General features: G+C 68.3%; 13 protein-coding genes. 4 read left to right on the forward strand and 9 right to left on the reverse strand.

Translation table 11 applies throughout. The features are described from left to right. Positions 1–173 precede the first annotated feature (173 nt). Positions 174–1,085 (forward strand): hypothetical protein, encoded by a 912-nt coding sequence (locus CKO41_RS13260; protein WP_200382651.1) that lies wholly within the window; start codon positions 174–176, stop codon positions 1,083–1,085. A 55-nt stretch (positions 1,086–1,140) separates the two neighbouring features. After that, positions 1,141–1,902, forward strand: coding sequence for a M15 family metallopeptidase (locus CKO41_RS13265; protein ID WP_200249383.1), 762 nt, complete (start codon positions 1,141–1,143; stop codon positions 1,900–1,902). A gap of 19 nt (positions 1,903–1,921) precedes the next feature. Here CKO41_RS13265 and CKO41_RS13270 read toward each other — a convergent pair whose 3' ends face one another. Beyond that, a complete protein-coding gene (locus CKO41_RS13270; protein ID WP_274607535.1) occupies positions 1,922–3,484 on the reverse strand; it encodes a DegT/DnrJ/EryC1/StrS family aminotransferase in 1,563 nt (520 codons plus the stop codon). 639 nt (positions 3,485–4,123) lie between these two features. Between CKO41_RS13270 and CKO41_RS13275 the strand changes: the two genes are divergently transcribed. Continuing rightward, a complete protein-coding gene (locus CKO41_RS13275; protein ID WP_200249385.1) occupies positions 4,124–4,279 on the forward strand; it encodes a hypothetical protein in 156 nt (51 codons plus the stop codon). Positions 4,280–4,378: 99 nt separating this feature from the next. On the opposite strand, the gene CKO41_RS13280 is transcribed toward CKO41_RS13275, so the two are convergent. From CKO41_RS13280 to CKO41_RS13310, 7 genes are all read right to left on the reverse strand, one after another. Further along, on the reverse strand, positions 4,379–5,110 hold the full coding sequence (locus CKO41_RS13280) for a single-strand selective monofunctional uracil-DNA glycosylase (protein ID WP_200249386.1): 732 nt from the start codon (positions 5,108–5,110) through the stop codon (positions 4,379–4,381). 93 nt (positions 5,111–5,203) lie between these two features. After that, positions 5,204–5,869, reverse strand: a complete 666-nt coding sequence (locus CKO41_RS13285; RefSeq protein WP_200249387.1) for a ferredoxin reductase domain-containing protein — start codon at positions 5,867–5,869, stop codon at positions 5,204–5,206. 271 nt (positions 5,870–6,140) lie between these two features. After that, a complete protein-coding gene (locus tag CKO41_RS13290) occupies positions 6,141–7,364 on the reverse strand; it encodes a site-2 protease family protein (RefSeq protein WP_200249388.1) in 1,224 nt (407 codons plus the stop codon). Positions 7,365–7,406: 42 nt separating this feature from the next. Continuing rightward, positions 7,407–8,366: a hypothetical protein gene (locus CKO41_RS13295; protein WP_200249389.1), complete on the reverse strand. Its 960-nt coding sequence runs from the start codon at positions 8,364–8,366 to the stop codon at positions 7,407–7,409. A gap of 57 nt (positions 8,367–8,423) precedes the next feature. Continuing rightward, a complete protein-coding gene (gene hisF, locus CKO41_RS13300) occupies positions 8,424–10,004 on the reverse strand; it encodes an imidazole glycerol phosphate synthase subunit HisF (protein ID WP_200249391.1) in 1,581 nt (526 codons plus the stop codon). A gap of 139 nt (positions 10,005–10,143) precedes the next feature. Continuing rightward, positions 10,144–11,349, reverse strand: coding sequence for an exo-beta-N-acetylmuramidase NamZ family protein (locus CKO41_RS13305; RefSeq protein WP_200249392.1), 1,206 nt, complete (start codon positions 11,347–11,349; stop codon positions 10,144–10,146). A 139-nt stretch (positions 11,350–11,488) separates the two neighbouring features. Next, positions 11,489–12,013 carry a helix-turn-helix domain-containing protein gene (locus tag CKO41_RS13310; protein ID WP_338113700.1) on the reverse strand — a complete coding sequence of 175 codons (525 nt, stop codon included), beginning with the start codon at positions 12,011–12,013 and terminating at the stop codon, positions 11,489–11,491. Between CKO41_RS13310 and CKO41_RS13315 the strand changes: the two genes are divergently transcribed. Then, positions 12,012–13,181: a cation:proton antiporter domain-containing protein gene (locus tag CKO41_RS13315; protein ID WP_200382652.1), complete on the forward strand. Its 1,170-nt coding sequence runs from the start codon at positions 12,012–12,014 to the stop codon at positions 13,179–13,181. The two genes, CKO41_RS13310 and CKO41_RS13315, sit on opposite strands and share 2 nt — an antisense overlap. Positions 13,182–13,294: 113 nt before the next feature. Here the strand turns inward: CKO41_RS13315 and CKO41_RS13320 are convergent, their stop codons facing one another. Further along, positions 13,295–14,275: a LysR family transcriptional regulator gene (locus CKO41_RS13320; protein ID WP_200249398.1), complete on the reverse strand. Its 981-nt coding sequence runs from the start codon at positions 14,273–14,275 to the stop codon at positions 13,295–13,297. Between the last annotated feature and the right edge of the window lie 21 nt (positions 14,276–14,296).

A 14,296-nucleotide genomic window follows, 5' to 3' on the forward strand; every position in this document is an offset into this window, starting at 1 on the left:
CGAACAATCAGGCAGTTAGCGGCGGCGCCGTGGGCCCAGACGGCTTCCGGCCGCTCGACTTCCGGTGCCCGATTCGATTATAAGGCATTGTTCTTGCGATTGAAAACGACTTTCCGTCCAGGCACTATCTGGTCTTGTTCGACGCCCTCGACCGCACGGCGTCGGATTGGCCGATGCTGCGTAACCTGCTGCGCGGTCTGCTCCAGGTGCTATTGGAGTTTCGCTCGTATCGCGCGATTCGCCCCAAGGTCTTCGTGCGCCCCGACATGCTCGACGACCCGGAGGTCAAGAGCTTTCCCGATGCCTCCAAGGTGATCGACAGTGCAGTGGCCTTGACCTGGCCGCGTCGCGAGCTCTACGGACTGCTCTGGCAATACTTGGGCAATGCACCCGAAAGCGCGGCGTTCCGGGATGACTGCCAGCGCGGCTTCGGGCAAGTGTGGCAGCTAAGGGGAGATGGCGTGTGGCTGATGCCCCAAGGCATGCGTCAGGACGAGGAGCTACAGCGAAGACTGTTCGATGCGATCGCTGGACCCTGGATGGGCATCGATGCCCGCCGCGGTTTCCCCTACACCTGGCTGCCGAATCATCTAGGCGACGCCGATCAACAGACGAGCCCGCGCAGTTTCGTCGCAGCGCTGCGGATGGCCGCAGAGACCTCGGCGGATTATCATCGCAGGTACCCCGACTATCCGTATGCACTTCACTATGAAGCGCTCAAGCGGGGCGTGCAACTGGCATCGGCCATCCGGGTCGAAGAGATTCGCGAAGACTACCCCTGGGTCGCCCATCTGATGCAAGCGCTTGCGGGGCTCACCGTTCCCATTCCGTTTCAGGATATCGAGGCGCGCTGGCAGCAGAACGGTACGATCGAAACCATCGGCAGCAGCCTGGAAGGTACCAGGGCTCGCTTGCCGCCGCGGCGCATCCAGCAGGGCGCACCCGGTTTGAGAGAGGATCTGACCGAGCTTGGAGTCCTGCAACCTGTCGCCGCAGGGCGCATCAACATCCCGGATGTCTATCGGGTCGGCTTCGGGCTCGGGCGCCGTGGCGGAGTGAGACCGGTCGGCGTAGAGCGGACCTGACTGCGGGTGGCATGCTCAAACACCGTCGGTGCCGTCGATCCGAGAGGAGTCCGCCATGAGGAACGACAAGATGCTGTGCCGCTTGCTCCCAACCATCGCGCTCCTGTTCATCGTCGCCGCCGAGGCAGCCACCGCCGAGGCACCCGTGCTGCGCGATGTCCGCGAGGCGATCCCGGATGTCCGGCTCGATATCCGCTACTTCACCGCCCACAACTTCGTCGGTGAGCCGATCGACGGCTACGAGGCCCCCAAGTGCCTCCTGACGCCGCCCGCGATCGAGGCCCTCGCCAAGGTCCAGGACGCCCTGCGCCCGCGCGGGCTGGCGCTGAAGATCTACGATTGCTACCGGCCGCAGCGCGCCGTCGACCACTTCGTCGCCTGGGCCGAGGACGTCGATGACGAGCGCATGAAGGTCGAGTTCTACCCCGGGGTCGAGAAGCGGAACCTGTTCCGCGATGGTTACATCGCCGCCCGCTCCGGCCACTCGCGCGGCAGCACCGTCGACCTCACGATCGTCCCGGTGCCGACCCCGGAGCAGCCCGCCTTCGACCCGAGCGCGCCGCGGCGTTCCTGCGAGAACCCGGTCGGTGAGCGCTTCGCCGACAACGGCCTCGATATGGGGACCGGGTTCGACTGCTTCAGCCCGCTCTCCCACACCCTCAATCCGGCCATCACGGGGGCGGCGCGCGAGCACCGCCTGCTCTTGAGGTCGCTGATGGCGCAGCAGGGTTTCGAGAACCTCGCCGAGGAGTGGTGGCATTACAGGCTCGTCGACGAGCCCTACCCGGACCAGTATTTCGACATTCCGATCCGGTGACCCCAGACCGGTCGTCGGGCTACGTGCAGACCGCCGCGGTCAGGGCCTCGACGATGCGCCGCTGCTCCCTTTCCGAGAGGTCCGGGTGCATCGGCAGGCTCATGACCCGCTGCGCCGCCGCCTCGGCGACCGGGAAGTCGCCGTCGCGGTATCCATAGCCGGCGAACGCGGGCTGGCCATGGAGCGGAATCGGGTAGTGGACGGCGGTGGGGATCCCGGCCTCGCCGAGGGCCTGGGCGACGGCGTCGCGCTTGGCGACCTGCACCGTGTACTGGGCGAAGACGCTCGTCGCACCGGGCTCGATGTATGGCGTGACGACGCCCGGGCAGCCCGCGTCGATCCAAGCCGTGTAACGCGCGCCGATCTCGGCGCGGCGTTCGACCTCCCAATCGAAGCGATCGAGCTTGGCCAGCAGGATCGCCGCCTGCAGCGTGTCGAGGCGGCCGTTGATGCCGATCCGCGGATGGTGGTAGCGCCTGTCCTGACCGTGGACGCGGATCTCGCGCATCGCCTTGGCCAGGGCCGCGTCGTCGGTGAAGAGCGCCCCGCCCTCGCCGTAACCGCCGAGCGGCTTGGCCGGGAAGAAGCTCGTCGAGCCGACCGTCGAGAGCCCGCAGGAGCGCCGGCCCCGGTAGGTCGCGCCGAACGACTGGGCGGCATCCTCGATGACCGGCAGGCCGTGGCGCTCGGCGATCGCGTTGATCGCGTCCATGTCCGCACACTGGCCATAGAGGCTGACCGGCATGATCGCCCGCGTGCGCGGTCCGATAGCGGCCTCGATCTGAGTCGGGTCCAGATTGTAGGTCCTCGGATCGATGTCGACGAAGACCGGCCTGGCCCCGATGAAGGCGATCATCTCGCCGGTCGCAATGAAGGTGAAGGGTGTCGTGATGACCTCGTCGCCCGGGCCGATGCCAAGCGCCATCAGCGCGATCAGCAGGGTGTCGGTGCCACTCGCGGCCGTGATGCAGTGTTCGACGCCGACATAGTCGGCGAGCCGCGCCTCGAGGGTCGCGACCTCGGGGCCGAGGATGTACTGGCCGTGATGGAGGACGCGGTGGAGGCCCTGCTCCAACGCCGGGCGCAGGGGATCCTGCTGGGCCTTGAGGTCGATGAAGGCATCGACCGCCTGGCGCTCCGCCGTTGTGAATCGAGCCGTGTAATCGGCCGGGGTCTGGATCCGCGGATCCTGCCGGGCGAGCAGGCGCTCATCGCCTGTGAGCAGGACGATGTCGTCGTCGGCGAAGCGTGCCAGGGCGGCGACGAGTTGGGCGGCGCCCAGGTCCTCGGCATCGAAGACGTCCCCCTCGCCGGCCAGGGCGGCGAGCCATTGCTTGCCGCGGATGAAATCTTTCAGCAGCACCCGCACGCGCGAGCGGATGGCACCGTCCGAGGCGGTCACGCCCTGGGCCTTCAGCGCCTCGACGAGGGCCGCCTCGAGCGCCTGCACGGCGCCGACGTAGAGCCAGACGCGATGGCCGAGGCGTTCGGCCAGCGCGAGCGCGCGCGCGGCTCGGGCACCGGCCTCGGGCCGGGCCGCACAGATGTCGACGACGAGGTCGGTCGCGAGCAGGATGTTCATAGGCCCCCTCAGATCCGGCGCGGCGCCGCGTTGGCACGGACCTGGCGCGGTGGACGTGGCGGCTTCGGGGTTTCACGAGGGGGCACAAGGCTCATGTCTTCGGGACTCCTGGGTTCGGGTCCGCGCTGCGCGGACGCCAGATTCGATGCGGGATCGTAACCGCAAAGTCGCTGAGAAGACGACCTCTGACGGTCGATCCTCGTCGAGGTCGGCCGGCGCATCCCCGCCGCCCGGGGTGATCGGGGTCGGCTTGCCGGCGATTGCCGGCCCGGACCACCCGCCACCTGGGCATCCAACCGCGCAGGCGACGCCTGGGCCGATGGCACGGCCGGTGGTCGGGTTAGGCGCGCCGGCACGGCCGTCGAGATAAAACAAAGGACTGCACGCGCCCTAACCCGACAGCGGCCTTGCCAGGAGCCGCGTTGCCGGCCGTCGGGTTACGCCCCGAAGGGTTAACCCGACCTACGGGCTGCATGCCCCCGCTGATCGGGACCGATCCGCCCTGATGGCCGATCCAGAGGGCCGATCCAGGCCGCCTTGTGGCGCGTAGAACGGGGTTGGTATACTGCCGCGCCCATATTTCCGGCGACGTGTAACCGCACGCCGCACCCGCGTCCGTTGCATTCTCCAGAGGTCATCATGGAAAACATCGTCTACGCCATGGCAGCGCTGTTTACGCTCCTGGGTCTTGGCACGCTCTATCAGTACTGGAAGAAGCGATATCCCGGGCTGCTGGGTTTTACCGTGATGTTTCTGGCCTTCGCCGGCGCAGCCCTCTATTTCGTGAGTCTCTGAGACCGAGGCGCGTCGCGCCCTTGCGGGGTCTTGCGTGGCGAGGCCCGGTGCGCCCCCCCGGGCATCGCGAGGCGGACGTCGCCCACCTCTCCTCCGCCCCTACGCGGTGCCCGCCCGATCCGGCAACGACACGCCGAGTTCGCGAAGCCCCTCTTCGGCCTGACGAGCCCAGCCGCGGTTTGCCGCCGGGCTCGCCGGGCTCGGGTGCAGGATCCTCCCCACCGTGACCTCCAGACCGCCGAGCGCGGCGGCCGCCCGGTCCGCCGCGAACTGGCCGATACCGACCACGTAGGCCGGGGCGAGCGCCTCGACGGTCGCCCGCAGCGCTCGATCACAGGCAGCGAACAGGGGCTCGCGCTCCACCTTGGGCAGGGCATCCGGGGTGCGGTTGCGCCCACCTTCCTCGAGGAAGGCGAGCGGACAATAGTTGGCGACGAAGAACTGAGCGAAGAAGCGCTCCGGTGTCGGGAACCGGGCCTGCGCCCAGCCCCAGAGCCGCTGGCCGCTGACCTCGCGACGCGGGCAAGCGAAGCCGGTCACGGGTCGCTTCGGGTGCTCGCGCTGGGGGCGGCCGACGGCGGCCTCGATGCCGAGCCACTCGCGAACCATGCCGACGTCGCCGAACGGGACCCCGGTCTGGGCCATCCCGAACGGCCCCGGGTTCATCCCGAGCAGCACGACCTGGGGTCGTCCGCCGCCGAAGCGGCGCAGATAGGCCTCTTGGGCCGGCCAGGCGTAGTCGAGCGGGTTGTAGACGTAGGCGACCGGGGCGGCGAAGGAGAGGACATCCACCTCGTCACGCAGGCGACCGGCGATATCGATCAGGTTCATTGCGCTGTGCTTACCCTGGAATCCGCTTGGGCGCCGCCCGTGACCCGGGGTCGCTCGCCGCGTTCGGACGATCCAACCTCACCCTCGAGGCCGTCATCGTTCGTAGACGAGCCGCTCGGGCGCGACCCCCTGCCCGACGAGGGCCTCCTTGACCGCCGAGACGAAGGCCTGTGGACCGCAGATGTAGAAGCACTGGTCCAGCCGCTCGATCTGCCCCTTCAGAAAGTCCGCGTCGATCCGTTGGGTCCGCCCGTCCGGCCCAGCTTCGCGGGTGTAGGTGAAGACGGCCTGCCCGCCCAGGTAGTGGCGTAGCTCCTCGCCGCAGATGAGGTCGGCCGCGGTCTTGTTCGAGAAGAGCAAACGATGCCCCTCGAGCGCGCCGTCGGCGGCCAGTCGACGCAGGATCGCGAGGAAGGGCGTGACCCCGGCACCGGCCGCGATGAAGAGGCCGGGTCCCTGGTAGGTGATGGTGCCGAAGGGGTCGCTCAGCGTCATGGGCGCGCCCGGCTCCAGTCCATGCAGTGCCCGCGTGAAGCCGTCGCCCTCGTCATAGCGCTTGATCGTGAACTCCAGCACCAGGTCGTCGACCCGGCTGGTCGGCGTGAACGGATGCCCCTGGCCCTGCCAGGGCGGCCGTTCGATCGTGAGCTCGCAGCCCTGGCCCGGCTCGAACGTGAAGCCCGCGGGGCGTTCGATGATGTAGCGCTCGGTGTCGTGGGTGACGAAGCCGCGCATCAGCAGGCGTGTGGGATGTGCCATCGGTGACCTCCAGAGCGGTTGGCGTTCCTGACCCGACTGTCGGGCACCTTAGAAAAATTCAAGGTGTCCGCGCGGGGCAAGGATGCCCCGCCATTTTCAGTCGCCTAAGCGACTGAAAATGAAGCGAAGCGGAAATCGCATTTTCGCTTCGCGTCTTGAAAGATTACCCAGATGGCAATCTTTCAAGGTCCCCTGTCGGTGCCGTAGGCGCGCGGCACAAGCCTCGGCGTCGGTAGCGTGCGGGTGCCGGAGGGGACGGACGGCCCGCCAATCAAGCGCCGCCGCCGGCCGGGCCGCGGCGCAGCGCCAGCCACTTGAGGATATCCTCGCGCGAGACCAGGCCGAGGATCCGCCCGCCCTCGACGACCGGCACCTGGTTGATCCGATGCTCGCCCAGCAGCGCGACCGCCTCGCTCGCCCGGCCTTGTGGCGACAGGGTGAGGAGGCGCTCGTAGGGCGTCATGATCTCGCTCACCCGGGTCTCGGTGCGCCGTTCACGAGGCAGTTGGCGCACGTCGGCCAGGCAGACGAGGCCCATCAGGCGCCCGTCGACGACGACCGGAAAGGCCCGTTGACTGGAGCCGAGCAGGTGTTCGTCGACGAGCGCCGCGATCGTCGAGTGCGGCGAGACGCTGATCAGGTCGCGGTGCATCACCTGCGTGACGGGGACCTTGCCGAGCCCTTCCTCGACGAAGACCCGCCGATAGCTCATCAGCGCGGCGTTGTTGAGGAACCAGCCGATGACGGCGATCCAGAGTCCGGCCACGAGACCCGAGCCGAAGATGGGTACCTGCAGGCCGAAGATCATCGCGATGCCGGTCGCGATGAGCAGCCAGGCGAGGGCCTGTCCAGCCCCGACCGCCCAGCGCGTCGCCCGCAGCAGGTCGCCGGTCAGCCCCCAGAGGAGCGCGCGCAGGACGCGTCCGCCATCGAGCGGAAACCCGGGCAGCATGTTGAAGATGGCGAGCAGGATGTTGATCGGCCCGAGCCAGAAGAGGATGGTCGTGATCGGCCCCAGCGTCGCGAGCACCCCGCCCGGGTCGTCCGGGTCGACCTCGATCGGACCGGCGAGCACGGCGGCCAGAGAGAGACAGGCGAGGCCGAGCGCGAGGCTCATCAAGGGCCCGGCGAGCGCCATCGCGAGCTCCGCGCGCCAGGCGCGGGGCTCGGACTCCATCTGGGCCATGCCGCCGAAGATGAAGAGGGTGATCTGGCGGACCTCGATCCCGAGGCGCCGCCCGACGATCGCGTGCGAGAGCTCGTGGGCCAGCACCGAGGCGATGAAGGCGACGGCGGCGCCGGCCGCCGTCGATGCCACCAAGGCCGTACCCCAATCCGGGTGCCAGGTGCTCAGCGGCCCACTGGCCAGTGCGACCGTGATCAGGGCGAAGATGATCAGGAGGCTCCAGTCGAGCGTCACAACGACGCCGGCGATGCGCCCAAGTCGGATGCCTCGGCCGATCGCTCCGGCCTCGGGATGAATCTTTTGAGTCATGATCTCCTCCGCGGCAAGGTCCGCACCGGCCGAGCCGGTCGACTACTCGGCCCAGTCGAAGCGGAACACCTTCTCCTCGACCTTGGCCTGGGGGCCGTCATCGCCGATATCCAGGGTCAGGCTGGTCAGGGCCCGGACTTCGTAGGGGCGCATGGTCGCGAGATCGGCGATCAGATCGATCCGCTCGCGTCGCTCGGCGGATTTGATCGATTCCAGCGTAATCTCCTCGGGCAGCGGCTGCCCAGCCTGTTCGAATGCCTTGACGAGGGAGGTATGGACGGCCTCGCGCAGGGCGTCTCCGCGTGCGGTTAGCTCGAAGACCAGATGCGAAGCCCCGGGGTACCCAGATGCATCGCCGAGGTTCTCGAAACGGCCGTCGGCCGGTACCGTGATGCCGACGTAGTCCGACTCGGCCGCGAACTCGAGCCGCTCCTCGGGCGCGATCTCCTTATCGACCCAGAGGCCGACCCAAAGGTGCCAGAAACGGTCCGCCTTGGCCTGCACCAGATCGATGACGCTCGGCTCGAAGAGCGCCATGCGCAGCTCGTCGTGGGTCTGCTGGGGCGGGTTCTCGGGGACCTCTTGGATCAGGGTGTCGAGCATCTCCTCGACGCCTGGGATCTCGACGATCCGCGCCTCGCGATCGACGACGAACGACGGCATCGCCTCGGTCATGATCCGGAAGTTTGCCGGCACGTGCGCCAACTCCTCGGGCGAGGTCACGTCGTTGCCGTTGATCTCGAGCAGCTTGACCTCGGGAAAGTCGAGCCGCCACTTGGCGCCGTCCTCGAGCGACGTCACGAGGAGGCGCATTTCGGTGGTCGTCTCGCGCGTCGCCTTGTTGTCCTCGACGACGATGCGGGCCTTGGCCGGGGCCGGCCAGTCGAGTTTCAGGGGTTCCGCGGACACGGCGAGCGGGGCGCCGAGCGAGAACAGGGCAACCGTCGCCGCCACCGGGGCGAAGGACGCGGCGAAGCGGCGGCGACTCGTTTGTCGATCCATGGTATCTCCATTGCTGTTCACGGGAAGTGATGATATGGGGGCGCCATCGCGCCCCGGTCAGACCCGCACCTCGATGCCGTGGGCGCGCAACTCGTCCTTGACCGCTGCGATCGGCACCTCCCGGCGATGGAAGATGCCGGCGGCGAGCGCCGCCTCGACGCCGGTGGCGGTGAAGACCTCGGTGAAGTGCTCGACCCGCCCGGCACCGCTCGAGGCGATCACCGGGATCGAGACCGCGTCGCCGACCGCCTTCACCAGCTCCAGGTCGAAGCCGGCGCCGGTGCCGTCGCGGTCGATCGAGTTGAGCAGGATCTCGCCGGCGCCGAGTTCTTCGCAGGCCCGCGCGAGCTCGACGGCATCCAGGTCGCGACCCTCGCGCCCGCCCTTGACGGTGCACTGGAACCAGCAGTAGCGCTCGCCGTTCGGCCCCGGGATGGCCGTCTCGATGACCGGGCGGGCGGTCTCCTCGGGCGAGCGCACATAGACCCGCCGCGGGTCGATCGAGATGACCACGGCCTGGTTGCCGTAGACCTCGGCGATCTGCTCAATCGCGCTGCTGCCGTCCTTGCGGCCGCGGGCGCGGTACTGCTCGACGGTGTCGACCGCGTCGCTGCCGATCGAGACCTTGTCGGCCCCGGAGCGGAAGTACTCGGCGGCCACGTCGAGGGCCGAATGGTAATGGCCGTCGGCATCGGTGAAGGCGCGGATACCGCCGCCGATGGTCAGGGGCACGAAGACCTGCTCCGAGGTCCGGCGCAGCACCTCGAGCATCGGCTGGTCGGCGAGCGGGAAGTCGCGGAAACCCGTGATGTTCAAGAAGGTGATCTCGTCGGCGCCCTCCTCGTAGTAGCGCCGCGCGAGATCGACCGGCTTGCCGAGGTTGCGCACCTCGCCGGCCTCGCGCACGTCGTACTGATCGCCCTTGGTCACGACCAGGTCGCCGGCATCGTTCGAGCGCACGTCGAGGCAGGCGATGATGCGCTTGGCGAAGCCGGTCGTGGCCGCTCGCGGGGGGTGCCCGGCCGCGGCCGGCTGCCCGGCGAGGAAGCGCTCGAGCAGGCGCAGGCCGGCCGCCCCGCTCTTCTCCGGGTGGAACTGCACGGCCGCGACCTGGCCGCGCTGGACGGCGGCGACGAACGGCGTGCCATAGTCGCAGGTCGCGAGGACCCAGTCGCGGTTCTCGGCCGTGCGCTCGGCATGGTAGGAGTGGACGAAGTAGAGCTTCTCGCCGGCGTAGTCGGCGAGCAGCAGGCCGGCCTGCTCGGGGCGGATCCCGTTCCAGCCCATGTGCGGCACCGACAGGCGGCTCGCGTCGAAGCGTCGGATCCGCCCCGGGATCAGACCGAGCCCGGCGACGCCCGGCGACTCCTCGCTGCCCTCGAAGAGGCACTGCAGGCCGATGCAGATGCCGAGGAACGGCCGGCCCTCGGCGAGATAGGCGCGCAGCGGCTCGACATAGCCGAGCGCATGCAGGCGCTGCATCGCCGCGCCGAAGGCGCCGACGCCGGGGAAGATCAGCCGCTCGGCGCGCAGGATGTCCTCGGGCCGGCGGATATCGGTGAGCTCGAAGCCGAGCTTGCGGATCGCGTTGCGGACGCTGCGCACATTGCCCGCGCCATAGTCGAGAAGGGAAATCATGGCCTGACCTGCTGCTCGGGGCGACGCCGGGCGGCGCGCGGCGGCATGGATTCGCCGACCTCGGCCCCGACCGTTCCACCTGGTTTGAAACGCCGAATTGTAACGCGTCGCGGCCCCGCCGCGACGCTCCGATGTGCCGCTATGGATAGCAGAGGGACGGCCGCACCGCCTCGGCCCAACCGGCCTCGTCGGGCGCGAGGCGCGCCTCGAGGTCGCCGGCGGTGGCCTGTGGATCGTCGACCCATTCGCGCAGGAAGGTGCCGCCGGCGAGCAGGTCGATCGCCAGCCGTTCGGTCTCGTACTCGTAGGCGAAGTGGCGCCAGATCGGATAGTCCGGCCGCTCCAGGCGGATCGCCTTGAGCAGCGCCGCGGCGAGGCGGTAGGGCCGGAACTGCGCGTGGCGGTAGTGGCGATTGTCGGTGTGGATCTGCACGCCGCCGCAGAGCTGCCCGACGTGCTTGTGGAAGGTCGGCGTGAACCAGCAAGGTCGCAGCCGGCAGCCCTCGAGCCAGGTCGGCGCGAGGTCCGCCATGCGCGCGAGCAGCCGGTGGAAATCGAGGTCCGGCGCCCCGACCAGCTCGAGCGCCGTCGTCGTCCCGCGGCCCTCGGACAGCGTCGTGCCCTCGAAGAGGACGGTGCCGGGGAAACAGCGGGCCATGTTCAGGCTCGCCGCGTTCGGGCTCGGGTTGACCCAGGACAGCTCGCCGAGCGGCCAGCCCCAGCCGGGACCGGAGGTCGGATCGTAGCCGGCCATGGTCACGACCTCGAGCTCCAGCGACAGGCCGCGCGTGGCGACGAACCAACGGGCCAACTCCCCGAGCGTCAGCCCGTGGCGCATCGGCAGCGGGCCGGCGCCGACGAAGCTCTCCCAGCCGGGTTCGAGCAGGCTGCCCTCGATCGGGCGACCGATCGGATTGGGACGCTCGAGCACCCACAGGGCCTTGCCGGCGTCGTCGCAGGCCTGAAGCAGGTAGACGAGGGTGGTCAGATAGGTATAGATGCGGGTGCCGATGTCCTGGAGATCGACGAGCAGGCAGTCGAAGCCCTCCAACATCGCCGCGGTCGGGTAGCGCACGTCGCCGTAGAGGCTGAAGACCGGGATCCCGTGACGCGGATCGACATAGTCGGGCGACTCGATCATGTTGTCCTGTTTGTCGCCGCGCATCCCGTGCTGCGGACCGAAGGCCGCGCAGACGTTCAGGTCGGTCCCCTCGATCAGGGCATCGAGGCTGTGCCGCCCATCCGATGTCAGCGAGGCCGGGTGGCCGAGCAGGGCCACGCGCCGGCCGCGCAGCGGGCGGCGCAGCGCCCCCTCCTCGAGCAGTCGATCGATACCGAGCTTCATCGACCTCCCCCTTGTGGACCCCGGCGCGGCGTCCGCGGTCCAGGCGCGCGGCCGGCGGCCGATCGACCCGGGCCGGTGCCCGCGCCCCAGTGTCTCTCAACAGGCCCCCCCGTGAGGTCCCGCCTCGGCCATGCGCACGTCAACCCTTGCTGCCCTCGCCGGGCTGGTATCGCGCCTGGATCTCGGCCAGTTGGCGGATCGTGTCCCGGCCGCGCTCGTCGGCCGCCCGGTAGCTACGCAGCAACTCCAGCTCGTCGATGGTCAACTGCGGCTCGTCGTCGAGACAGAGTAGGTAGGTCGCGGTCACGCTGCCGAGCGCCCGGGCCAGGGTCTGGGCCTCCTCGATGCCCATCCGACGAATCCCTTGCTCGTAGTTGCTGATGCGTGACTTCGACAGCGATTTCGTCAGGGCCGCGAGTTGCGCCAGGCTGAGCCTCTGGGCATGGCGCGCAGCACGCAGGCGACGTCCGATCTCCGCAGTGATGTCCATAAGCAAGGCCTGTGAGTACACGGTCGTGCAGCATACTGCGCCCTTGTCGGCCCAGCAAGCGGCCCTTGCCCGAAAGGCTTGTCGTGGCACGAAAAGGCAGGGGTCGGCCAGATCACGCTTGTGATCCGGATCGCGACGCGGCAACAATGCGCGCAGTTCCAGCGGGGCCTTCATGACTGACGAACCTATCATCTTCACCGTCTTCCTCGTCTTCACCGGCGCCGCCGTGCTGGCGACGCTGGCCCTGATTGCTCGCCAGTCGCTGCTCATCGCCTATATCGCCCTCGGCGCCTTGCTCGGACCCTGGGGACTAGGATTGGTCGAACACCCGGAGACGGTCGCCGAGATCGGCAACATCGGCATCATCTTCCTACTCTTCCTGCTCGGGCTGAATCTCGATCCACAGGATCTTCTGCGCAGCCTGCGTCGCACGACCATCGTCACCTTCGCCAGTTCGACGGCCTTTGCCGGCGCCGGCATCGCCATCGGTCTGGGCGTGGGTTTCACGCTTGTCGAGGCCCTGATCATCGGCGGTGCGATGACCTTCTCGAGCACGATCATCGGCCTCAAGCTACTGCCGACGACCGTCCTGCACCACCAGCGGATGGGCCGGGTTATCATCAGCGTCCTACTCCTCCAGGACCTGCTGGCGATCGCCCTACTGCTGGTCATCGGTGGGGCGACCGGCGGCGAGAATCCATGGATCCAGATGGCCCTGGTCCTGCTCAAGCTGCCGTTGCTGATCCTCGTCGCGATCGCGTGCGCCCACTACCTGCTGCTGCCGCTGATCCAACGCTTCGATACCTTCCGCGAGTACGTCTTCCTGCTCGCGATCGGCTGGTGCGTGGGCCTTGCGGAGCTGTCGTTCGGCCTGGGGCTGTCGCGCGAGATCGGCGCCTTTATCGCTGGTATCTCGCTCGCGTCGAGCCCGATTGCCTTCTATATCGCCGAGAGCCTGCGGGCCGTGCGGGACTTTTTCCTCGTCCTCTTCTTCTTCAGCCTCGGCGCACGCTTCAATCTCGGGATGGTCGAGGACGCGATCCTGCCGGCCGTGCTCACGGCCGGCACCGCACTGCTGATCAAGCCCTTGGTGTTTCGCCTGCTGTTGATGCAGACCGGCGAGACTCGGGCACGCGCCGGCGAGATCGGTCACCGCCTCGGCCAGCTGAGCGAGTTCTCGCTGTTGATCGCGGCGTTGGCGCTGAGCAAAGGGGTAATCGGCGAGCTGGCGTCCTACACATTGCAGCTCGCGACCATCCTGACCTTTCTCGTGTCCTCCTATCTGGTCGTGCGACGTTACCCGACGCCGATTGCCCTCACCGACGAATTGCGCCGGGACTGACCCCGGCGCGTCGCGCGGTCCCGGTCGTTCCGTCGCGAAACCACTCGAAGACCGACGCCGCGGCAGCCCCGCGCATCCCGCGCATCCCGCGCGGGCCGCATCCCCCTCGGTCGTCAGCCGAGCTGGGTGTCGTCCCAGTCGACGTCGCCGACGGTCGGCTGGGGCGGGATGGGGTCGCGTTCGGGGAAACAGGCGTCGAGGACCTTGAGGAAGGACTTGGCCTGCGGGGAGAGGAACTTGCCGCGTCGCAGCACGATGCCGTAGCTGCGTTTGGGAAAGTAGCGGTCGAGGGCGACGCGCCCGAGCGGCTCGTCGCCGGTGAGGCAGACGTCGGTGACGATCGAGATGCCGAGCCCCAGTTCGACGTATTTCTTGATGACCTCCCAGCCGCCCGCTTCCAGCGTGACCCGATAGCTGAGGTTATGCTGCTTGAAGACCAGGTCGACGATGCGCCAGGTGCTCAGGTGGCGCGGCGGCAGGATGAGCCCGTACGGGGCGATCTCCTCGAGCGTCACATCGCCCTTGTTGGCGAGGGGGTGGTCGAGCGGCGTGATCAGCGTCGGGCGGAAGGTGACGAACGGTCGGTAGGTGATGTCGTCGGGGACCTCGAGCATCGAGCCGACCGCGAGGTCGACCGTGTCGGCACGCAGCATCGCCAGGCCGTCACGCCCCGTCACATTGTGCAGCTTCAGGTCGATGCCGGGGAATTGGTCGGAGAAGCGTTGGACCGGATCGGGCAGGACGTAGAGGATCGTCGACTCGCCGGCGGCGATGTTGAGCACGCCCTGGTCGACGCGTCCGCACTGGGTAGCGAAGGTCTCGTGCAGCTTGTCCATCCCCTCGACCAGCGGCTCGGCGAGCTGGAAGAGGAGCTCGCCCTCCGGGGTGAGCTTGATCTTGGGGCCGCGCCGCTCGAAGAGGATGGTGTCGAATTCCCGTTCGAGGGCCTGGATCTGCAACGAGACCGTCGGTTGGCTGAGGAAGATCTTCTCGGCCGCGGCGCTGACGCTGCCGGTGCGGGCGGCGTGGCAGAACGCCCGCAACTGTTTGAGACGATTCTGCTTATAGTGGATCTGAAGGCTCGCTGGGGCCATTTCTCTCCGCCTTTTGGATTG

Source organism: Thiococcus pfennigii (genome assembly GCF_016583835.1).
Lineage (GTDB): Bacteria > Pseudomonadota > Gammaproteobacteria > Chromatiales > Chromatiaceae > Thiococcus > Thiococcus pfennigii.